Consider the following 22,664-nt stretch of genomic DNA (forward strand, 5'->3'; position numbering starts at 1 on the left):
CTTTTCTCCCGCGGCGCGCTCACCGTGGCCACTGGCGGCGTCACCGTCGCCAGCTCGGGCGGGGTGGAGCTGACGGGCACCTCCCTCACGCTGAACGACGTGGTCACCGCCACCGGTCAGGCGGTGACGCTGACCGCGACCAGCGGCAGCATCACCCAGGCGGCTGCCGCCGCCATCGATGCCGACAGTCTGACCGCCTCGGCCCAGACCGGCGTGGCGCTCGCCACCGCCAGCAACGCCGTCACCGGCAACCGCATCGGCAGCCTTGCGGCGAGCACGGCGACCGGCGGCGTCGCCGGCTTCTCCCGCACCGCGATGACGGTCGGCGGCACCGGCATCTCCGTCGCCGCCAGCGGCGGCGTCGGGCTGGAGGCCAGCTCCCTCACGCTGGACGCCGCGGTGGCGGCCGCCGGCCAGACCGTGACGCTGACGGCGAATGACGGCGGCATCACCCAGACCGCGTCCGGTACCATCACCGCCGAGGCGCTGCGGCTGAGCGCCGCCGGCGCCATCAACCTGGCGGCGGCCACCGGTAACGCCTTCAGCCTCGTCAGCGGCAGCACCACGGCGGGCGGCATCGCCCTGCTCTCCACCGCCGCCACGCTGACGGTGGATGCGGCGCTGACTGCCGCGGCCGGCAGCACCATCGCGCTCACCGCGTCTGAACTCATTGCGGATGCCCGCATCGGCTTCGCCGGTCCCGCCGATGCCGGCAACACCATCCGCCTGACGGCGGACAGGCTGACGGCCAACGGCGCCGACACGGTGGATGCCAGCACCCTCGGCACGGTGCGCATCGCCACGCTGGGCAGCGCCACGGATCTCGCCCTCGGCACCGCCCAGTTCAGCGACGCCTCGCTGGAGCAGGTGGTGGCAGGGCGGCTGATCTTCGTCGCCGGCGGCGACCTCTCCTTCGCCTCCAGCCAGGATTTCGCCGCCCGCGGCGTGACGACGCTGGAACTCGTCGCCGGCGGCGGCATTTCCCAGGCCAACGGCACGGCGCTGACCGTGACGAGGCTCGCCGCCGCTGCCGGGACAGGGGCTGGCGACGGCATCGCCCTCGCCGGCCAGAACGCGATCGGCAATATCGTCGAGGGCACGGAGGTCGCGGGCTTCGGCCTGCGCGCCGGAGGCGACATCGCCATCACCAGCACCTCCGCCGCGCTGAGGGTGTTGGCCGGCGGCGTCATCCAGGCCGGCGCAGGCGCCGACGTCACGCTGCGGGCGAATGACCTGGTGCTGGCCGCGGCCATCCAGGCCGCGGGCGGCGGCAATCTCGGCACGGTCTCCATCCTGCCGAACACGCCCGGCAGGGCGGTGACGCTGGGCGGCAACGCCCCCGGCACGCTTTCCCTCCTCAATGCCGAAATCGCGCAGATCGCCGCTGGCACCGGCATGCTGCGCATCGGCTCGGACGGCACCACCACCACGGCGGGCGTCATCACCATCGCCGGCGATGCCATTGTGCGCGGCCATGCCGCGGTGCTGGACCTGCGCGGCCAGCAGGTGACGCAGACGGGCGGCATCCTGGACGTCGCCACCCTGACCGGCGCCGTCACCACGGTGAACGGCGCCGATGCCGCAGGCTTCGCGCTGGACCGGCTGGTGGCCGGCGAGGCGGTCAACAGCATCGACACCCTCGCCGGCGTCACCGCCAGCGGCGGCACCATCGGCGTCGCCTCGGCCAATTCGCTGACGGTCACGGGCAATGTGCAGGCCACCGCCCCCAGCGGCTCCGGCGTCGCCCTGCTCTCGGCCGGCACGCTGACCATCGGTGGCGGCGTGCAGGTGCAGGCGGCGGGCGGCGGCGTCGCCCTCACCGCCGGCTTCGGCATCAACCATGCCGGCAGCATTTCCGCCACGGAATCGGTGCGGCTGGAGGCGGGGACCGCCGGCCTCCTGGGCGGCATCGCGCTGTCTGGAGATATCGCCAGCAGCGGCGGCGACATCTCCCTCCGGGCCCGGCTGGGGAACATCAGCCAGACGGCAGGCACCCTCACCGCCATGGCGGCAGCACCGCACGGCACCGTCGCGCTGGTGGCGGAGGCCGGCAGCATCACCCAGTCCGGCACCGGCGCGCTGGCCGCCAGGCAGCTCATCGCGCGCGCCAGCGGCAGCGTTTCGCTGAGCGGCAGCAGCAACTCGGTTCATGCCCTGCTCGGCACCGGCGCCACCGGCGCGCTGGACGCCACCGCCTTCACGGTGAACGACCCGGCGCGGCTCGGCAGCATGGCCGGCCTCAGCTTCGTCCTGAACAGCTCTGCCGCCACCCTGACCGTTGCCGGGCTGGTGCGTGCCGGGACGCAGGTGGACGGCACCGGCACCGTCACCGCCATCAGCCCCGGCAGGATAATCCGCCTGCTGGCGGATGACATGGTGCTGGACGCCAGCCTCTCGCCGGACGGCATCTCCCTGCGCGCCCCGGGCGGCACCATCGAGCTTGCGCCGCACACGCTGGGCGGCGCCACGCCGCGCGCCATCTCACTCGGCGGCGCCCCGGGCAGCACCAACAATGGCGAGCTCACGCTGGACAGCGCGGAGCTGGCGCAGCTCGACACGCGGGACGGCACCAGCGCCGGCACCATCGTCCTCGGCCGCGCCGATGCCGGGGCCATCACCATCCGCGGCCAGGTGGATCTGCGCGGCGCGCCCGGCACGCCCACGGAATACGAGGATCCGCGGGCCCGCACCCTGGTGCTGGCGAGCGGCGGCGCGATCACCGAGCAGGCCGGCGCGCGCCTGAACGTGGAGCGCTTCGCCGCTCTCGCCGGCGGGGCGGTGGTGCTGGACGGCGTGAACGTCATCAACACCATCGCCGGCACCGCCACCCATGTAACGGCGGCGGGTGCCAGCGGCGCCTTCAGCGTCGCCGGCATCAGCGCCCATGGCGCGGTCACGCTGCGGGTTGGCGGCCGGGCGGGGGTGGCGGATGCCAGCCTGGCCGCCCTCGGCACCACACCCGCGCTGCCGCCGGCGCTGGACGCCAATGGCAACCCGTTGGCCAGCGTCGCGGCGCTGACCATCGCCGGCGCCATCACCACCAACGGCGCGGGCGACATCACCCTCCGGGCGGACGACCTGCGCATCGCCGCCGCGCTGAATGCCGGCGCCGGTCGGCGTGTGGTGCTGCAGCCGGTCACCGCCGGCCAGGGCGTGCTGCTGGGCGGCGCCGCCACCGGCCCGGTGGGGGCGGAGCCCGCGGATGGCAACGCCCTCTCCCTCACCGCGGAGGAGCTCGGCTTCGTCACCGCCGGGCTGCTGCGCATCGGCGGGCTGTCCAGCCTGGACGGCGCCGCCGCCAGCACCGGCTGGGTGGCGCAGGGCCAGCAGGCGATCGACCTCACCAGCACCGGCGTGACGACGCTGGAGGTGCTGAGCGCCTATGGCTTCGTCCAGCTCGGCGCCCTCCTCTCCGGCGTCGAGACGGCCGGCCTCACCGTCGCCAACCTCGCCGCCACGGTGCGCACCGCGGACCGCAGCGGGGCGGATGATGCCCCGGCCACGGTCTGGCTGGGCGCCGACAACCATATCGGCCGGATCGGCGACACCTCCGGCCTCGCCAGCAGTGGCGGCGCCGGCATCCGCCTGACCATCGACCGCGCCACCCAGGACGGCGTGCTGCCGAGCAATGTGGTGACGATCCGCCAGGCGGCGGGGCAGGCGCTGCAGGTCGCCGATGCCGGCATCGCCCTGAACCGCGACGGCGGGCGGGTGACGCTGATCGCCGATATACTAGGGAATTTCGCCGGCAGTGTCAGCGTGAATGCCGGCACGATCGAGTTGCTGCCGCGCACCGCCGGCACCGATCTCAGCCTCGGCGTCACCAATGCCTCGGCGGTGGGCGAGATCAGCGCCACGACGCTCGCCGCGCTATCCACCAATGGCGGCGTGCTGCGCATCGGCCGCAGCGTGGATGCGGCGGTCATCGGCAACGGGGCGCTGGCGCCGATCGGCGGCGGCGACGCCACGCTGGCCGGTATCGCCGGGGCGGATAACAGCCGCATGGCCGGCAACATTGCCGTGCTGGGCAACCTCTCCCTGCGCGGCGTCGCCGATACGCTGGAGCTGTATGCCGGCGTGGCCGGGGAGGCGGCGCCGGGCAGCATCACCCAGGCGGCGGGCACCAGCATCGACGTCGCCGCCATCGCCGGCGGCTCGCGCGGCTTCACCGCGCTGATGAATGCCGGCAACACCATCGACGCCATCGCCCAGCGCCGCGTGCTGAGCGCCGCCGATGCGGGCATCGGCTTCCGCGCCGGCACGGGTGCCGCCAGCCCCGAGGATGCGGTCTTCGCATTGAACACCGGCAGCGCCCTCCTCACCATCTCCGGCCAGGTCTCGGCCGGTGTCGGTGCCGGCGCGGCAGGCAGCGGCGCGGTGGTGGCCACGGGCGGCGCCATCACCCTGCTGGCGGACGATATGGCGCTGGAAGCGGCGCTGGTGGCGCCCGGCGGCCTCGTCGCCCTGGCGCCGCATACCGATGGCCGGCACATCGCCCTGGCGCGCAGCATCGCTGCCGCCGGCAGCAACGAGCTGGGGCTGACCGCGGCCGAGCTGGCGGCGGTCCATGCCGATACGCTCATCATCGGCCGCGCGCCGGAGGCCGGCGGCAGCGCCCTGCTCGGCCGGCGCAGCGACGGCACCGTCATCGGCAGCGCCGGCCTGCCGGTGGCCGGCACCATCCGGCAATATGGCGAGAACATCGACCTCCTCGGCACGGCCGGGAATGCCGGGGCCGGGCCCGAGGGCAACCAGGGCACCGCCTCCACCCTGACCCTCGTCGCCCAGACCTCCATCCAACAGCGCGGCCGCAGCGGGGATGCCTCGGCGGAGACCGAGGGCAACGGGCCGGACAGCGGCGACGCGCGCGGCTGGATCCGCGTCGGCAACCTCACCGGCAGCGCGCGCGACCTCATCTGGCTGGGCGCGGACAACCGCATCGCCACCCTGGCGGGTGATGTGATCGCCGGCGGCATCGCCGGCATCACCGTGGGCAGCGGCGGCACGGCGGGCGTCTTCACCCTGCGCCAGGCGCCGGTGGCCACCGTCACCGCGGACGGGCTGGGCAGCGGCAACCCCGACAACCGGGTGGACGTGGCCGGCAGCGTCACCGCCCTCGGCGGCGAGGGCAGCCGGATCACCTTGGTGGCGGATGCGCTCGACATTCCCGCCGGCGGGAAGGTCTCGGCCCCCGGTGGCACGGTGGAGATCCTGCCCGCCACGGCGGGCCGCGGCGTGACGCTGGGCGGGATGGCGGCGAACACCCTTTCCCTCACCACCGCCGCCCTGGCGCGGATCGGCGACACCGCCGGCGCCACCACCGTGCTGCGCATCGGCCGCTCCGCCGATGCGGCGGTGGTGGGCAATGCCAACTGGCCCACCCCCTTCGCCCTCGGCAGCGCGGAGACCGGCAGCGCCGCCGGGCCGCGGACGGCGGGCGACATCGCCCTTGTCGGCGATGTCGCGTTGCGCGACGGCGCCGACCTCAACCGCGTGGTGCGGCTGGAGCTGCATGCGGGCGTTGGCACGGATGGCAGCGGCACCATCAGCCAGACCGGCGGTGGGCTGAACGTGCAGGACCTCGCCGGCAGCTCCCGCTTCGGCACCACCCTCGGCAGCGTCACCAACCGGGTGGACCGGCTGGCGGTGCGCGGCGCGCTGAGCGACGGGGAGAGCGGCGTCTCCTTCACCACCGGCATCGGCACGGATGCCGACAATGCCGCGACCGATGGCAGCTTCACCTTCATCACCACCCGGTCCCTGACGATTGCCGGCAGCGTCACCGCCAGCCATGCGGCGGCTTCGGGCATCGCCTCGGTCACCGTCACCAGCGCCGGCAGCCAGAGCGTGAATGCGGCGCTGCTGGCCAAGACCGGCCTCGTGCTCTCCGCCGCCACCGGCATCATCAACACCAGCAGCCTGAGGGCGATGGAGGGCGACCTCCTGCTGGTGACGGCGAACGGGGCCATTGTTTCGGAGGCCGGCACCCTCCTCAGCGCCGGCACCAGCGCGACGCTGACCGCGACGGGCACGGGCGGCGCCATCACCGTCTCCGAGCTGACGGCAGGGCGCGACGCCATCCTGACGGCGACGGGCGGGATCACCGTCACCGACGTCACCGCGACGACGCGCGATGCCCGCCTCACCTCCAACACGGGCCTCGTCACCGTCCTCGGCACCGTCTTCGCCGGTCGGGATGCGGTGCTGGGGGCCGGCGCCATCGCCGTGCTCGGGAGCGTCGATGCCACGCGCGATGCCAGCCTGACGGCGAGCGGCGATATCAGCTACGGCACCATCCTCGCAGGCGGGACGGCAACGCTCACCAGCACGGCGGGCGACATCGCCGGCAGCACCGGCTCCGCCGTCACGGCCGGGACCGGCACCGCCACCCTCTCCGCCGCGAATGGCCATGTGACCCTCGGCGATCTCGCCTCGGTCAGCGGCAATGCGGTCAACATCGCCGCCGGGCTGGACTCGGAGGCCGGGAACGCCGTTCAGATCACCGCCACGGGCGGCAGCGCCGTCTTCACCGTCACCGGCGGCGCGCTGACCCTCGGCGATGACGTCACCGTCCTCGCGGCGGACGCGGCGAGCCTGTCCAGCTTCGGGAACCTCTCGGTCGGCGCCCGCCTGCACTTCGCGGCGGAGAACGGCGACGGCGCCCTCGCCTCGAATGCCGGCAGCCTCGGCATCGACGCCAGCGCGGCGGTCTCGGCCGGGGGGCTGCTGACGCTCTCGGCCCAGACGGACATCACCCTGGCCGGCGGCGGCAGCCCGGCCAGCAGCTTCACCGGCGGCGGCCTCGCCGCCACCGCCGCCACCGGCACCCTCGATATCGGCGAGGGGGTCAGCCTGGCCGCGACCACCGGCGCGCTGACCGCGACGGCGACGGACGGGCTGCTGCGGATCGGCGATGCCGCCTCGCTCCGCGCCCTGGCGGGCAGCGCTGCCCTCACCGGCGGTATCGGCATCACCGGCGGCACGGACCTGATCCTTGCCGGCAGGGACGGGCTGACTCTGGCCGCCACCGCCGGCGTCGTCGCCCTTGGCGACGGCAGCGCCCTGGCCGCGAGCGCCGGCAGCGTCACCGTCAGCGCCGATGGGCTGGGCGGCGCCGTCACCTTCGGCGCCGCCAGCACGGTCACGGCCGGCAACGGCTCCGTCACCGTCAGCGCCGCCACGGACATCGCCACCGGCGCCGGCAGCCAATTCGAGGCCAGCAGCCCCGGCCCGCTCGCCGGCGATGTCAGCCTGACGGCGACCGCCGGCGCCCTTGGCCTGGCGCCCGGCGCCATCGTCACCGCCAGCCGGGACGCGCTGCTGACCGCCGGCACCACCCTCGACCTCGGCGCCGGCAGCGGCATTTCGGCCGGCCGCGCTGCCTCTGTCACCGCCACCGGCGCGGTGGGGGTGGCGGAGGGCGTCACGCTGCAGGCCGGCACCGGCCGCGCCACGCTGCGCAGTACCGGCGGCGCCCTCACCCTCGGCGGCCTTGCCGCCGGCACCATCACCATCGGCTCCACCGAGGCCGATGTGGTGCTGGGCGGCACCAGCATCACCAACGCCGCGGTGGTGGTACGGGTCATCGCCGCCACCGGCTTCGACATCACCGCCAGCGGCAATATCGGCTTCGGCAACGCCGCCAGCCTCACCACCACGGGCGGCGCGGGCCGCATCGCCTCCAGCGCCGGCAGCATCGCCTTCGGCGCGGCGCCGGTGGTGCGCAGCACCAACGGCACCATCGAGGTTTCCGCCCAGACCGGCCTCACCACCGGCGGCGGCGCCAGCTTCCGCGGCGGCGCAGGCGTCAGCCTCGCCACCGCCACGGGCGATATCGACTTCACCACGGCGGCGACGATCGCCGCCTCGGCCGGCCCGGTCAGCATCGGCGCCACCGCCGGCGCCATCCGCTTCGGCGGCGGCAGCCAGGTGAGCGCCGGCAGCGGCCCGCTGCAGATCTCCGGCGCCACGGGCATCACCGCCACCGCGGCGCTGACTGCGAGTGCCAGCGCGGGCGACGCCACCCTCGCCAGCAGCGGCGGCGCCATCGACCTCGGCAGCGGCAGCCAGGTCACGGCCGGGGCCGGCAGCCTCGGCCTCTCCGGCACCGCCATCCTCCTCGGCAACGGCGTCACCCTCTCCTCGCGCGACGGCACCGCGGTGACGGCGACAGCCACCGACATCACGGTCGGCGGCGGCAGCACCATCCGGGCGACCGCCGGGGCCACCAGCCTCACGGCGAGCCTCGGCCACATCACCCTCAACAGCGGCACCAGCGTCACCGCCGGTCAGGGTGCGCTCGGCCTCGTCAGCGGCACCGGCCTCACCCTCCTCGACAACGTCACCGCCACGGCCACGGGCGGCGACTTCACCATGGCCGGCGGCAACGGGGCCATCGGCATCGGCACCGACGGCACCTTCGGCAGCACCACCGGCAACGCGACGCTGACCGGCACCGCCATCACCCTGGGCGACGGCACGGATGTCTCGGCCGCCACCGGCGCGAGCCTGACGGCCAGCACCGGCACCCTCGCCCTCGGCAACGGGGCGAGCGTCACCAGCACCGGCGGCACCACGCTGCTGCAGGCCAATGCGGCCGATATCAGCCTCGGCAACGGCGTGGCCCTTTCCGGCGGCGCGCTGGTGCTGGCCAGCGGCACCGGCATCGCCGGCGGCACCGGCTTCACCGGCACCGCCGGCAGCGGCAATGCCAGCCTCGAGGGCGGTGCCGGCAGCGTCACCCTCGGCGCCAATGCGGTGATCGAGGCCGAAGCCGGTGCGCTCGCGGTCAGCGGCACCGCCATCGACATCGGCACCCTTGGCTCGCTGACATCGCGCGACGGCATCACGCTCGGGGCCACGGCCGGCTCCATCGAGCTCGGCAACAGCGCGGGCCTCTGGGCCACGGCAGGCGGGATCGGCCTCGCCAGCACGGGGACCATCGGCCTCGGCAGCGGCACGGCCATGATCGCCGGCGCGGGCGACCTTATCCTGGCGGGCGCAGGCGGGATCAGCACCGGCACCGGGGTCGTCGCCACCGTCATCGGCGGCAATGCCAGCCTCACCAGCAGCGCCGGCGACATCACCACCGGCGCCCATGGCAGCATCGCCGCCGGGGGCGGCAGCCTCGCGCTCGACGCCCGGGCGATCACCCTGGGCGACAGCACGGTGCTGACCGCCGGCACCGGCCTGACGGCGCGGGCGCGCACCGGCATGCTCACCGCCGGCGATGGCGTCAGCCTCTCCACCGCCGCCGGCACCGCCCGGCTGGAGGCGACGCTGGGCGGGATCCGGATCGGCAATCTCGGCAGCGTCGCGGGCGGCGCCGCCAGCCTGTCCGCCGCCACCGGCATCACCGCCGGCACCCTGTTCTTCGCCGCCGCCGCCAATGGCGATGTCGGCCTTGCCGGCGGCACGGGCGGCGTCACCCTCGGCAGCGGCGCCATCCTCGGCACCGATACCGGCAGCCTCGCCATCACCGGCGCCGCGGTCGATCTCGGCGCGAACGGCACGCTCCAGGCGCGCAACGGCATCGGGGTGACGGCGACGACCGGCCGGCTGCGGCTCGGCGATGGCAGCCAGCTTTCGGCCAGCGCCGGCGGGCTGGCGCTGACGGCCAGCGCCCAGGATATCAGCCTCGGCGCGGGGATCGGCCTGGCCGGCGCCGCGGCGCTGACCCTGCAGGGCGCCACCGGCATCTCTGCCGGCACCGGCCTTGCCGCCAGCACCGCCGGCAATGCCAGCCTCGCCGGCGGCGCCGGGGCCGTCACCCTTGGCGACGGCGCTTCGGTCCAGGCGAATTCCGGCAGCCTCGCCCTCACCGGCGCCTCGGTCGGGATCGGCGCCAACGGCGCGCTCCAGGCGCGCGGCCCCATCGGCCTCACCGCCAGCGCCGGGGCGATCGGCATCGGCAACGGCACCGCCATCCGCGCCACCGCGGGCGCCGTCGGCCTCACCGCCACTGGCGACGTGATCCTGGGCGATGGCAGCGCCGTTCGCGCCGGGGCGGGCAACGCCACGCTGCTGGCAGGCGGCGCCATCGCCAGCGGCGGGCTGGTGGAGGCGGCCGGGGCCGGCGCCGTGGCCAGCCTCACGGCCAGCACCGGCAGCATCACCCTGCTCGGCTCCGCCACCGCGGAAAGCGGCAGCGTGAAGGCGACCGCGGATGTGATCCTCGCCGCCGCCACCGGCATCAGCCTCACCGGCCAGGCGCCGGAGGCCGGCAGCGCCTTCACCTCCGGCATCCTGCAGGCGGCACGCGGCGGCACCGGCCATGTGGTGCTGACCACGGCGGCCGGCGACATCACCCAGAGCGGCGGGCTGATCTCCGCCCGCGGCAGCAGCGCCGCCAACAGCGTCGCCTTCACCGCCGCGGGCGGCCGCTTCGCCCAGGCGCCGGACAGCGGCGCCGCGATCGACGCGCCGCGCCTCACCGGCTCGGCCCGCGACGGGATCGAGCTGCTGGCCTATGGCAGCGCCCGCAGCGGCGCGGCGCGCGGCAACCAAGTGGATGTGGTGGGCAACCTTGCCAGCAGCGCCGGCGCCATCCGGCTGCAGACGGTGGAATCGCCGACCCTGGTGAACGGCACCCTCGCCGCCGCCGGCGCCATCCAGCTCTGGTCAGAGCGGGCGCTGACCGTCACCGGCGCCAGCATCAGCAGCAGCGGCACCGCGGTGGCCAGCGCCATCGGCGCCGGCGGCACGCTGGAGGGGCTGGACCTCGCCCAGCGCGCCGGCCTCGTCACCCTCTACTCGGGCGGCGCCATCACGGTGACCGGCCTCACCCTGAACGCGGAGGCCGCGGCGATCCGCGCCGGGGTGCCGATGCTGTTCAACCCCGGCTTCGGCGCCCAGCCCCAGACGCTGATGCTGGACGGCGTCCAGGCCAGCATCGGCTCCGCCATCGCCTTCGCCGGCGCGGGCGGCATCCTGGCCGGGGAGGCCACCATCATCACCCCGGGCCGCGACGTGCTGCCGGCCGCGCTGTTCGACAGCCGGGTGCCGGCACCGGCGGGCAGCCGCCTCGCCCTGCTGGAATCCGGCCTCGGCGCCGTGCAGCCGGACCTGCCGGGCGGCGTGCCGAAGAACCAGCCGACCAAGGTCCGGGTGAACAACACCCTGCCCGGCGCCTTCGGCCCCGGCACCCCGGACCCGGCGGGCGACATCGCGCTCAACCTGCAGATGGTCGCGCATACCGGCTATGGGCTGCAGAACCAGGGCGCGGCCTTCCTGCTCGCCGGCAGCGGCAACATCTCCGGCACCGTCGAGGCCGGGCGGCTCGGCGTCGTCGGCAATGGCGGCAGCATGACGCTGCTCGGCACGCTGAACGGTCAGACCGGGGCGGGGGCGGCGCAGTATGCCGACATTACCCAGGTCGTCCCGGCCGCGGCGCTGACCCGCTACCGCATCAATGGCTGCGTCGTCACCTCCATCAACTGCGTGGTGCCGCCGCAGATCCAGATCGTGCCGCCGCGGACGGTGGACCGCGCCTCCCTCACCATCGAGGCGGGCCGGCTGAATACCGCCGAAGTCATCATCCCGAACGTCTCGGACGAGGACGACGAATGAGCCCGCGCCGCCTGCCGCCCGCGCTCCGCCTGCTGCCGGCCCTCGGGCTGCTGCTTGCCGCCTGCAGCACCCCGCCCGAGGACAGCTTCGTCGCGCCCGCCCAGCGCGCCGCCGCCGGCGAACCCGCCGGGGTGGATGCCAAGGGCGAGGCCTGCCTCGCCCAGCGCGGCAACCCGCTGCCGGCGGACCTGCCCGTGGCCGGGGTGCAGGAGGTCTTCTGCGGCGGCTGGACCTCCGCCGCCGCCCGGGTGGCGACGCTGCGCGGCAGCACCGATGCCGCGACGCTCGACCAGCTCGCCGGCGGCGGCCTCTGGCGCACCTGGCTGGACCAGCGCGTGACCTGTGCCGCGCCGCAGGCCACCACCATCGCCGGCGGCTACGCCGCGCGGCTGCTGGCCTGCACCCGCAAGGCCGGCGGCTGGCCGCATGTCGCCATGGTCGCCGCCGGGCCGCATGGGCCGGTGCTGGCGGATGGCGTCGCCACCTCGACGCCGGTGATGGAACGCCTCGCCGCCGGCCAGGTGACGGCCGCCGGCGCCGCCCAGCCCCGCTCCGCCGCGCTCGAGCTCGCGGTGCGCCGCATGGCGGCGGAGAGCTTCAGCGCCAACGACGTCAGCCGGTTCGAGACGCTGATGGCCGCCGGCCGCGACCTCAACCAGCTCGAGAATTTCGCCGCCGCCGAGGATGCCTACCGCGCCGCCCTCGCCCTGCAGGAGCGGGTGCTGGGCCGGGAGGACCCGAACATCGTCCTGCCCCTGCTGCACCTTGCCCTCAACCTCGCGGCGCAGAACCGGCTGGACGAGGCGGAGGTGCTGTTCACCCGCGCCGAGGGGCTGGCGCCCCGCGCGGCGGACGAGACCGCGGTGCCGCGCCTCGCGCATTACCGCGGCCTCGCCGCCCAGCGCGCCCACAAGCTGGAGGAGGCGGCAACCCATCTCCGCGAGGCGGAGGCCGGCTACGCCGCCCTGCTGCCCAGCAGCATGCTCGGCACTTCGGACAGCGAGGTGAACCTGCTGGCCGACCCCACCGCCACCACCGCCGCCTTCGGCCTGGCGGAGGTGCGGCGCAACCTCTCCCGCGTCCTCGCCACCACCGGCCATCCGGCGGAGGCGGAGGCGAAGATCGCCGAAAGCCGCCGCCTGCTGCGCCAGGTGGGCAATGCGCCCGGCCCGATGATCGCCCGCACCCTGCGCACCGAAGGCCGCAACGCCGCCAGCCTCGGCCGCAACGAGGCGGCGGCGCGGCAGCTCGAGGCCGCGGCGCGGCGCTTCGCCGTGGCCGCCCCGGGCGAGCGGCCGGAGGCCGTGACCCTCTTCCTCTCCGGCGGCCGGCGTCAGGCGACCGGCCGGCGGAGCGAGGCGCTGAGCGCCTTTCGCGCCGGCGCCGACATCCTGCGCGCCCGCCAGCTTGCTTTGCCGGCGACCATGGTGCTGCCCTATCTGGACGCGCTGGAGGCCGAGGCCGCGGCGCGGCCGGATCAGGCGGAGGCGTTGCGGCGGGAGATGTTCGCCGCCGCCCAGCTCGCCCAGCGCAGCAACACGGTGCGCTTCGTGCAGCAGGCCAGCGCCCGCATCGGCGCCTCGGGCGGGGACCAGCGCGTCTCCGAGGCGGTCCGCCGGCTGCAGGATGCCGACCAGGCGCTGCGCGACCTCTTCGCCGAGCGCGACGCCGCCCCCTCCGCCGCCATCGACGCGCGGATCGCCGAGGCGCAGCAGGCCCGTGCCGAGGCCGAGAGCGAGGTGGCCGCCGCCGCCCCGGGCTACCGGCAGCTCCTGCTCGCCACCGCGGATTTCAACGCGGTGAACGCGGTGCTGGCGCCGCAGGAGGCGCTGGTCACCATGCTGCTCGGGCGCCACAGCGCCTGGGTGCTCGCGCTCCGCGACGGCAAGGTCTACAGCGCCCGCGCCAGCCTGGGCGAGGCGGAGGCGGCGGGGCTGGTGAACGCCATCCGCGCCGGCGTCATCGACCAGAACGGCGCCCCCGGCCGCTTCGACCCCGCCCCGGCCCAGGCGCTCTACAACGCCCTGCTGAAGCCGCTGGAGGCGGCGCTGGACGGCGCCGAGACGCTGGTGGTGGTGCCGGACGGGCCGCTGCTCGGCATCCCCTTCGGCCTGCTGCTGACCGGGCCGGTGACCGACCCCAACCTCGGCAAGGCGCCCTTCCTCATCAAGCGGCACGGCATCGTCCATGTGCCCTCGCCGCAGACCCTGGTGACGCTGCGCGGCACCGGCGCCGCCTCCTCCGCGCCGCTCGCCTATGGCGGGTTCGGGGATTTCTCCCCGCCGACGCCGGCCCAGCTCCTCCGCAGCTTCCCCGTCGATCGCTGCGCCGCCGACGCAAGGCTGGCCCAGGGGCTGACGCGGCTGCCGGGCACGCGGCGGGAGGTGCTGGAGGTGCAGCACCTGCTCGGCGCCGGGCCGCGCGACATCCGCCTCGGCACCGAGTTCACCGCGGCGGCGCTGCGGCAGGCCGATCTCGGCAGCCGGCGCATCCTGCACCTCGCCACCCATGCGCTGCTGCCGGGCGAGCTCTCCTGCCTGCCGGAACCCTCCATCGTCGTCTCCCCGCCGCCGGGCGCCCCGGATGCCAATGCCGCCTTCGTCAAGGCCTCCGACCTGCTCGGGCTGAAGCTGAACGCCGACCTCATCATCCTCTCCGCCTGCAACACCGGCGGGCCTTCGGGGGCGGGCGGCGGCGAGGCGCTTTCCGGCCTGGCGCGCGCCTTCTTCTATGCCGGGGCGCGCGGGCTGATGGTGACGCACTGGGCGGTGAACGACGATGCGGCGATGCTCATCGTCTCGGATTCCATGCGGCGGCAGCAAGGCGGCGCCTCCTCGGCGGCGGCGCTGCGCGGGGCGCAGCGGCTGATCCTGGACGAGGCGGGGCTGCGGCTGCCGGCGGAATTCGGCCACCCCTACTACTGGGCGCCCTTCGCGCTGATCGGCGACGGGAAGCGGGCGCCGCAGGTGAATGCGGCGGCGGCGGCGGCGCCGCGGGGCTAGAGCCGTCCCGATCTGCCGGATCACGCCGTGATCCGGCAGATCGGACATGGCTGCGGGGCCGGGCTTCGCTCACGCATCCCGCTCCGATACATCCTTCGAGCGCGTGGCGCGCGGTTCCGGTCGCTTTGGCTCGGCCGGTCACGCTGCGGATGTCCCGCTCAGTGCCTCCTGCGCGCCAGAGCCGCCAGCCGCGGCACGCCGGCGCGGCGCCGCGCCGGCTGTCGCGCCCGGCGGCGTTCCGAGGCGAGCGCGGCTTTCCCAGCCTTCGGGCATCCCTGCGCGGCCTGTCCCGGCCAATGACCCTGCCGGCTGGCATCTCGGCCCAGGGACGCGCCATGGCCCTGGCCTGGCCTTGCGCGGCCGGGGACACCCGCCCGTCGCGCACCGCGGAGCGGCGCCCTGATCCGGTGTCGGATTTCTTTACACTTCGCGAAGAGTTTGCAGGTTTGCACCGTAATTTCAGAGCGTTGGCCCATGGCATATCACTTGCCTGTGTTCTGCCAGGGCCTGGTAGCCAGGTCCGGCCAAGGGATCCAACGATGAAGTTCAAGAAACTCCTGACCATGCTGGCTCTGGCGGCCAGTCTGCTGGCCTCGGCCGCGCAGGCCGCCCCCGTCAGCACCACCATCGACGGCACCGCCTCCATCGGCACCGCGGGCATCATCGGCTATACTGGTACCGTCATCGGGCTCGGCACCACCTTCACCCTGCCGAGCGGCTCCGCCTTCCCGAACCTCTCCTACATCTCCTCCACCACCGGGCAGTTCGCCGGCGTCGAGGCGACCCCGCTGGTCTTCAGCGCGGTGACGGCCACGCTCAACGCGATGGTGCAGTTCACCTCCGCGGTCGGCGACTTCGTCGGCCAGATTGCGCTCGCGACCGTCAGCGGCGCGACGACGAACCGAATCGTCTCGATCACCGTCCTCGGCGATTTCACGCCGAGCGGCATCCTGGACACCTATCTGGCGGGTCCGGCGAGCCTGACCATGAGCTTCACCCAGACCGGCGGCGCCGGCGCCTCGGTCAGCGTCAGCGCGACCCTGGCCTCCCCGCCGGTCCCGATCGAGGTGCCGGAGCCGATGACCCTGGCGCTGCTCGGCGTAGCGATCGCCGGGCTCGGCGCCGTCGCCAGCCGGCGGAAGGCCGCCTGACACCCCGCGACCGGCAGCCCTTCGCCCATGCCGGGCGGGGGGGGCGTGCCGGCAGGCAGGACCCGCGCGGCCCCGGGCAGGGGCCGGGCGGCAGGGCAGCGAGGGCCGGCCCGCCCGGCCCCCGCACCATGCCCGGGGCGTTTCCCCCCGGCCGGGCTTTGCTTTAGCCTGGGACCCGCATGTTGCCGGCCGGGCGCCGGCCGCCAGCCTCCGCGGCGCGGGCGGCCGCTGTCCGGGAGAGGCAGCAGCGCCGCCTGCCAGGAAGCTCCAAGGAAACGCCCATGTCGCTCAGCGCCCTCAGCGGCCCCCGCATCAGATCCATCACCGAGGCCGGCCTGCCCTACGAGACCATCACGGTCGAGAAGCTGACGCCGCTGATCGGCGCCGAGATCGGCGGCGCGGACCTCGCCCGCCTCAGCAACCGGCAGATGGACGAGATCCACCGCGCGCTGGCCGAGAACCTGGTCATCTTCTTCCGCGACCAGCACCTGACCCAGGAGCAGCACCTGGAATTCGGCCGGCAATTCGGGGAGCTCCACCTCCACCCCGCGGCCCCGCACGAGCCCGGCCATCCCGAGCTGATGATCATCAAGGCGGACGAGAACTCCGTCCGCGCCAATGGCGAGGGCTGGCATTCCGACGTCTCCTGCGACGAGGAGCCGCCCATGGGCAGCATCCTCTACATCAAGGAATGCCCGCCCCATGGCGGCGACACGCTCTTCGCCAGCATGTACGCCGCCTATGACGCGCTCTCGGACCGGATGAAGGCCTATCTGGAAGGGCTGACCGCCATCCATAGCGGGGAGCATGTCTATCGCGGCATGTTCGCCAAGGAGGGGGTGGCGGACAAGCCGAGCTACCCGAAGGCGGTGCATCCGGTGGTGCGCACCCATCCCATGACGGGGAAGAAGGCGCTCTACGTCAATCGCGGCTTCACCACCCGCATCCTCGGCATTCCGGTGGATGAGAGCGAGGGGATCCTCCGCTACCTCTACGAGCATATGGAGAACCCGCTCTTCCAGTGCCGCTTCCGCTGGCAGCCGAATTCCGTGGCCTTCTGGGACAATCGCTGTGCCCAGCACCGGGCCATGTGGGATTACTGGCCGCAGCGCCGCTACGGCAACCGGGTGACGGTGAAGGGCGAGCGGCCCGTATAGCATTCCCCACGACGTCGCTGCGCGACGCCGTGGGGGGCCGGAGTCGCTGGAGTCCCGGGATCCCGCACAGCCTTCCGCGGCGAAGCCGCGGAAGGACAACGGGCGGCGGCAGGTTTCGATGGGCGTCAGGGTCCGCAACCGCCCGGGCGTGGCTACGAGCGCCGCATGCCGGGGAAGGCACGCAGCTTTTCCGTGGCGCGTGGCGGGAGGAGGGTGAAGGCTGGAGCGGCCCGGAGCCGGGAAAGGCATCGATGCTCACAGGTCAACTCGCGCTTCTCGTTGCCGCCGTCTTCGCGGGCGCCGCTCTCTACATCAACCTCGTCGAGCAGCCCGCCCGCCTGTCGCTGGACGACCGCTCCCTGCTGGCCGAGTGGACGCTCTCCTACCGGCGCGGCACCGCCATGCAGGCCCCGCTCGCCATCATCGGCTGCCTGCTCGGGCTCGCCGCCTGGTGGCAGGCCGGCCATGCCGGATGGGCCATCGGCGGGCTCCTTATGGTCGCCAACTGGCCCGTCACGCTCCTCGCCATCATGCCGACGAACCGGCGGCTCATGGGCATCAACCCGGCGATGGCCGGCCCCGAGAGCCGCGCCATGATCCAGCGCTGGAACGCGCTGCACGCCGGCCGCACCGCGCTCGGCGCCGCGGCGGCCCTGGCCTTCCTCTGGGCATCCCTCGCCTGACCCAGGGCAATGTCCCGGCCTGCCAGGGCGAGGCCGGCGCCGCGGGCGCCACCCGCTTCGACAGCCGCCCCCCGCCCGCGCTAGGCTGCCGCCATGCTGAAAGACCGCCGCATCCTTCTCATCCTCTCCGGCAGCATCGCCGCCTACAAGGCGCTGGAGCTGACGCGCCTGCTCCGCAAGGCGGGCGCCCAGGTGATGGCGGTGCTCACCGCCGGCGGCGCGCGTTTTGTGACGAAGGAGGCGCTGGCAGGGATCACCGGCCAGCGCGTGCATGACGATCTCTGGGCCGCCGAGGCCGAGATCGGCCATATCCGCCTCGCCCGCTGGCCCGACCTCGTCGTGGTGGCGCCGGCCAGCGCCGATCTGCTGGCGAAGATGGCGCATGGGCTGGCGGACGACCTCGCCAGCACTATCCTGCTGGCCACCCGAGCCCCGCTGCTGGTCGCCCCCGCCATGAACCCGGCGATGTGGGAGCATCCGGCGACGCGCGCCAACCTGGCGCTGCTCATTGCCCGCGGCGTCGCCGTGTCAGGCCCCAACAGCGGCCCGATGGCGGAGCCGGAAAGCGGCCCCGGAAGGCTGGCGGAGCCGGGGGAGATCCTCGCCGCCATCACCGCGCTTCTCACCCCCGCCGCCCGCCCGCTCGCCGGCCGCCACGCCCTGGTGACGGCCGGCCCGACGCATGAGCCGATCGACCCGGTGCGCTACATCGCCAACCGCAGCAGCGGCAAGCAGGGCTATGCCATCGCCGCCGCGCTCGCCGCGCTCGGCGCCCGCGTCACCCTGGTCTCCGGCCCTACCGTGCTGCCGGACCCGCCGGGCGTCGGCGTCACGCGCATCGAATCGGCGCGGGAGATGCTGGCCGCCTGCGAGGCGGCGCTGCCCGCCGACATCGCGGTGATGAACGCCGCCGTCGCCGATTGGCGGGTGGCGCGGGAGGCCGACCAGAAGCTGAAGAAGGAGCCGGGCGCCGCCGCCCCCACCCTGGCCATGACGCTGAACCCCGACATCCTCGCCACCCTCTCCCGCCACGCCCAGCGGCCCGGCCTCGTCATCGGCTTCGCGGCGGAGACGGAGAAGGTGGTGGAGCACGCCATCGAGAAGCGCCGCCGCAAGGGCTGCGACTGGATCGTGGCGAATGACGTGACCGGCGGGGTGATGGGCGGCGATGCCAACACCGTGCATCTGGTGACCGCCGAAGGCGTGGAGGATTGGCCGGAACTGCCGAAGGAGGCGGTCGCCGCCCGCCTCGCCGCCCGCATCGCGGAGGCGCTGGCATGAGCGCGGTGGTCCAGGTGGTCCGCCTGCCGCATGCCGAGGGCCTGCCCCTGCCCAGCTACGCGACGGAGGGCGCGGCCGGGATGGACCTGCTGGCCGCCGTCGCGGCGCCGCTCACCATCCCGCCCGGCGGCCGCGCCCTGGTGCCGACCGGGCTGCGCATCGCCCTGCCGCCGGGGCATGAGCTGCAGGTCCGGCCGCGCTCCGGCCTTGCCCTGAAGCACGGCATCATGCTGCCGAACACCCCCGGCACCATCGACGAGGATTACCGCGGCGAGCTGCAGGTCATCGTCCTGAACGGCGGCAGCGAGCCCTTCACCGTGGAGCGCGGCATGCGCATCGCCCAGGCGGTGCTGGCGCAGGTGACGCGGGCCGCCTGGGCGGAGGTCTCGGCGCTGCCGGAGACGCGGCGCGGGGAGGGGGGCTTCGGCAGCACCGGCACGGGCGGCTGAAGCGCGCCGCCGGTGAGCGGCCCACCCCGCCCCCGCCTTGCCGGCCCCGCCACCCCGCCCCCATATCCCCCCCATGGACCTCGACTTCACCGAAGCGGAGCTGCACCGCTATTCGCGCCACATCCTGCTGCAGGATGTCGGCGCCATCGGCCAGGCGAAGCTGCGCGCCGCGCGCGTGCTGATCATCGGCGCCGGCGGCCTCGGCGCGCCGCTCGCGCTCTACCTGGCGGCGGCGGGAGTCGGCACCATCGGCCTGCTCGACCATGACGTGCTGGAGCTTTCCAATCTCCAGCGCCAGGTCGTCCACGCCACCGCCCGCCTCGGCCGCAACAAGGCGGAGAGCGCGGCGGAGACCCTGGCCGCCCTGAACCCGGAGATCCGCGTCGAGGCCCATCCCCGCCGCCTGGACGCCGCGGCGGCTGAGGAGCTGATCCCCCGCTACGACATCGTCTGCGACGGCACGGATAATTTCCCGACGCGCTTCCTGCTCGGCGATGCCTGCCACCTGCTCGGCCGGCCCCTGGTCTCGGCCGCCGTGCTGCGCTTCGAGGGCCAGCTTTCCACCTACAAGTCGCATCTGGGCGCGCCGCATCCCTGCCATCGCTGCCTGCACCCGGAGATGCCGCCGGAGGGGCTGGTGCCAAGCTGCTCCGAGGCCGGGGTGCTGGGCGCCGTCACCGGCGTGCTGGGCACCCTGCAGGCGACCGAGGTGCTGAAGGAGATCCTCGGCATCGGCGAGGGCATGTCCGGCCGGCTGCTGCTCTGGGATGCGCTGGACATGCGCTTCCGCGTGGTGAAGTTGCGGCGCGACCCCGGCTGCCCGCTCTGCGGGGAGGGGGCGGCGATCCATGACCTCTCCGCCCATGCCGCGCCGCCGCCCCTGGTCTGCGCGGCCGTCTGATGCGGTGGGCGCGCCTCCGGGCATCCGGCGCTGCCATGGTACCTGCCGGGCCGCGCCTCCGGGCGCCGCGCCCTCGGGCCACCGGGTACTGCCGTGATGCCGGCCGGGTCGCGCCTCCGGCCGCTGCACCCTCCGGCGACGGCTCCCGCCATGCAGCCGGCCGGGCCGCGCCGCCGGGCGCCTGCACCCTCCGGGGCGGGGCCATGTGGCCGCTCGGCGCCCGCCGCCGGGCCTCCTGCATCTTCCTGCCTCCGGTTGCCGCCACCACGCCGGCCCGGTCATGCCTCCGGCCGCGAGCATCCTTCAGCGGGAGCGCGGCATGAAGCCCCTCGGCATCCTCCTCCTCTCCGGCGACCACGACCGGGCGCATTACGCCCTGGTGCTGGCCACCGGCGCGGCGGCGCTGGGGCGGGAGGTCACCCTCTTCGCCAGCAATGCCGGCTGCCGCCTCCTCCTGGCGGAGACGCCCCTGCTCGCCGACAAGCGGGAGACGCTGCTGGCCGAACGCGGCGTCGCCACCCTGGCGGTGCTGCTGGAGGCGGCGGCGGAGCTCGGCCTGCGCCGCATCGCCTGCGAGGCGGGGCTGAAGGCGGAAGGCCTGGCCGGGGCACCTCTCGCCCCGGGGGTGGAGGTGGCGGGCGTCGCCACCTTCCTCGCCGCGGTGACCGATGGGCAGATGCTCTCGCTGTAACAGCTCCGCGCCCGGCAGGTCGCAATTCGCCCCCGGCATACCTATCTTGGCTGTAATCTATGTCTTACCTGTAAGAAGAACCTGCCGGAGACCTTTGCCTCATGCCCCGTCCCCGTCTGCTCCTCGCAGCCCTGGCCGCCGCGGCCCTGGCCCTTGCCCCGGCGCTGACCGAAGCACGGCCGGGCGGCGGCAGCTCCATGGGCAGCCGCGGCGCCCGCACCTACAGCCCGCCACCCAGCACCCAGACCACCCCCGGCGGCGGCTTCCGCCCGATGGACCGGACGATGGAGTCCCCGACCCGGCCCGCCACCCCCGGCTATGCCCAGCCGGCGCCGCGGGCGCCGATCGGCCGGCCCAACCCGCAGGGCGGCTTCTTCTCCCGCAGCCCCTTCATGGCCGGGCTGATGGGCGGGCTGATCGGCGCCGGCATCGGCGGGCTGCTCTTCGGCCATGGGCTGTTCGGCGGCTTCACCGGCTTCGCCAGCTTCCTTGGCCTGCTGCTGCAGATCGCGCTGATCGCCGGGCTGGTCTGGCTGGTGATGGGCTTCCTGCGCCGCCGCCAGCCGCAGCCGGCGATGGCCGGCATGGCGCCCGGCCTCGCGCGCAACGCCATGGCCGGGGACGGCCCCGGCAGCATGGGCGCCGGCCGCCCCGGCGCGGCCATGGCCGGCAGCGCCGGCCCGGACGCCGCCCCGGTCCGCATCCTGCCGGAGGATTTCAACGCCTTCGAGCAGGCGCTGAAGGCGGTGAACGACGCCTGGTCCCGCCGCGACGCCGGCACGCTGCAGCGCCTGGCGACGCCGGAGATGGCCCGCTACTTCGCCGATGACCTCGCCGACCTCGCCGCCCGCGGCTGGCACAACGAGACGCGCGACGTCCGGCTGGAGCAGGGCGACCTGGCCGAGGCCTGGCGGGAGGGCGACCGGGAGTTCGCCACCGTGGCCATGCGCTTCAGCCTGGTGGACGTGACTTGGCGCCTGGCCGACCGGGCGGTGATGGAGGGCGACCCGAACCGCCGCACGGTGGCGACGGAGCTCTGGACCTTCACCCGCCGGGCCGGTGGCCCCTGGCAGCTTTCCGCCATCCAGCAGGCGGGCTGAGGCCGGGGCGGGGGGCGGCCCGAGGCTGCCACCCGGGCGCCTTCCGGCCGGGCGGCATCGGCTGGAGCGTGATCGGTCAGGGCCGGATCGGCCGAACCGTCACTCACATGGCCTGGCAACAGGATAGGGCGGGGCTGGGGTGAACGAAGCTCACTCCAGCCCCGCTCTGGTGGCGCTGACCCTGCGCACGCCAAGGGGCTGCAGCAGGTCCCACTGGCGCGGCCAGCGGGAACCGCGCCTGGAGCCCGGCCCGAGGGGCCGGTGGCAGCCAGGCTGCCCCGCAGGCGGCCTCTGGGCCGGCCCTCACTCTCACGTTTCCGCAAGCGGCCGGGCATCGCGGCCCGCCGCGCTGGATAATGTGGCAATCCGGGACCAAATGATGGCAGGAATATGGCGGGGCCTGCCCCGCACCTCTTGCCGGAGTGTCCTGATGTTCGCCCTTTGCTTCATCGCCATTGCCGCTGCCCTGGCCGGCCTGGCCGTGGTCGGCCTGGCGCTGGGCGCCGGGGTCGGGGCGATGGCCCTGCTGGCGGCCCCGGGCTTTGGCGCCCTCTCGCTCGGCGCCGGCCTCGCCGCCGCCGTCCTGGCCCTGCGCCGCCCAAGCTGAACCCGCGCCCTGCCGGCCGGCGGCCCTGCCGGATCGGTTGCCGTCCCGGCCTCGCCGCCCTGGGCTGAGGAACG

At 74.6% G+C, this 22,664-nt stretch carries 11 protein-coding genes; all 11 read left to right on the forward strand.

All coding sequences use genetic code 11. From position 1 onward, the window contains the following. Nucleotides 1-24 precede the first annotated feature (24 nt). The 11 genes from NJ376_RS21520 (at nt 25) to NJ376_RS21570 (ending at nt 22,590) form a co-directional block, all read left to right on the forward strand. Entirely contained in the window at nt 25-11,568 is an 11,544-nt protein-coding gene (locus NJ376_RS21520; RefSeq protein ID WP_252955342.1) for a beta strand repeat-containing protein, read from the forward strand. Further along, on the forward strand, nt 11,565-14,570 hold the full coding sequence (locus tag NJ376_RS21525; protein WP_252955343.1) for a CHAT domain-containing protein: 3,006 nt from the start codon (nt 11,565-11,567) through the stop codon (nt 14,568-14,570). The genes NJ376_RS21520 and NJ376_RS21525 overlap by 4 nt, the downstream gene beginning before the upstream one ends. A 539-nt stretch (nt 14,571-15,109) precedes the next feature. Continuing rightward, nucleotides 15,110-15,721, forward strand: a complete 612-nt coding sequence (locus NJ376_RS21530; RefSeq protein WP_252955344.1) for a PEP-CTERM sorting domain-containing protein — start codon at nt 15,110-15,112, stop codon at nt 15,719-15,721. A 281-nt stretch (nt 15,722-16,002) separates the two neighbouring features. Beyond that, a complete protein-coding gene (locus NJ376_RS21535) occupies nt 16,003-16,878 on the forward strand; it encodes a TauD/TfdA dioxygenase family protein (protein WP_252955345.1) in 876 nt (291 codons plus the stop codon). Between the two features lie 251 nt (nt 16,879-17,129). Further along, nucleotides 17,130-17,561 (forward strand): DUF1772 domain-containing protein, encoded by a 432-nt coding sequence (locus NJ376_RS21540; RefSeq protein ID WP_252955346.1) that lies wholly within the window; start codon nt 17,130-17,132, stop codon nt 17,559-17,561. 93 nt (nt 17,562-17,654) lie between these two features. Then, a complete protein-coding gene (gene coaBC, locus NJ376_RS21545; protein ID WP_252955347.1) occupies nt 17,655-18,842 on the forward strand; it encodes a bifunctional phosphopantothenoylcysteine decarboxylase/phosphopantothenate--cysteine ligase CoaBC in 1,188 nt (395 codons plus the stop codon). Beyond that, a complete protein-coding gene (dut, locus tag NJ376_RS21550) occupies nt 18,839-19,291 on the forward strand; it encodes a dUTP diphosphatase (RefSeq protein ID WP_252955348.1) in 453 nt (150 codons plus the stop codon). The genes coaBC and dut overlap by 4 nt, the downstream gene beginning before the upstream one ends. Before the next feature lie 73 nt (nt 19,292-19,364). Then, nucleotides 19,365-20,192: a HesA/MoeB/ThiF family protein gene (locus NJ376_RS21555; protein ID WP_252955349.1), complete on the forward strand. Its 828-nt coding sequence runs from the start codon at nt 19,365-19,367 to the stop codon at nt 20,190-20,192. Nucleotides 20,193-20,511: 319 nt separating this feature from the next. Continuing rightward, a complete protein-coding gene (locus NJ376_RS21560) occupies nt 20,512-20,883 on the forward strand; it encodes a DsrE family protein (protein ID WP_252955350.1) in 372 nt (123 codons plus the stop codon). 101 nt (nt 20,884-20,984) lie between these two features. Beyond that, on the forward strand, nt 20,985-21,983 hold the full coding sequence (locus tag NJ376_RS21565) for a Tim44 domain-containing protein (protein WP_252955351.1): 999 nt from the start codon (nt 20,985-20,987) through the stop codon (nt 21,981-21,983). A 430-nt stretch (nt 21,984-22,413) separates the two neighbouring features. Beyond that, nucleotides 22,414-22,590: a hypothetical protein gene (locus tag NJ376_RS21570; RefSeq protein ID WP_252955352.1), complete on the forward strand. Its 177-nt coding sequence runs from the start codon at nt 22,414-22,416 to the stop codon at nt 22,588-22,590. Nucleotides 22,591-22,664 lie beyond the last annotated feature (74 nt).

This window comes from Siccirubricoccus soli, assembly GCF_024178315.1.
In the GTDB taxonomy this organism is placed as follows: Bacteria; Pseudomonadota; Alphaproteobacteria; order Acetobacterales; family Acetobacteraceae; genus Siccirubricoccus; species Siccirubricoccus soli.

Bases quoted from the DNA above. Each gene is read 5' to 3' on its own strand.
- NJ376_RS21565 (WP_252955351.1), top strand. From the start codon at position 20,985: ATGCCCCGTCCCCGTCTGCTCCTCGCAGCCCTGGCCGCCGCGGCCCTG.
- NJ376_RS21530 (WP_252955344.1), top strand. From the start codon at position 15,110: ATGAAGTTCAAGAAACTCCTGACCATGCTGGCTCTGGCGGCCAGTCTG.
- NJ376_RS21555 (WP_252955349.1), top strand. From the start codon at position 19,365: ATGGACCTCGACTTCACCGAAGCGGAGCTGCACCGCTATTCGCGCCAC.
- NJ376_RS21535 (WP_252955345.1), top strand. From the start codon at position 16,003: ATGTCGCTCAGCGCCCTCAGCGGCCCCCGCATCAGATCCATCACCGAG.
- NJ376_RS21540 (WP_252955346.1), top strand. From the start codon at position 17,130: ATGCTCACAGGTCAACTCGCGCTTCTCGTTGCCGCCGTCTTCGCGGGC.
- coaBC (WP_252955347.1), top strand. From the start codon at position 17,655: ATGCTGAAAGACCGCCGCATCCTTCTCATCCTCTCCGGCAGCATCGCC.
- dut (WP_252955348.1), top strand. From the start codon at position 18,839: ATGAGCGCGGTGGTCCAGGTGGTCCGCCTGCCGCATGCCGAGGGCCTG.
- NJ376_RS21560 (WP_252955350.1), top strand. From the start codon at position 20,512: ATGAAGCCCCTCGGCATCCTCCTCCTCTCCGGCGACCACGACCGGGCG.
- NJ376_RS21570 (WP_252955352.1), top strand. From the start codon at position 22,414: ATGTTCGCCCTTTGCTTCATCGCCATTGCCGCTGCCCTGGCCGGCCTG.
- NJ376_RS21525 (WP_252955343.1), top strand. From the start codon at position 11,565: ATGAGCCCGCGCCGCCTGCCGCCCGCGCTCCGCCTGCTGCCGGCCCTC.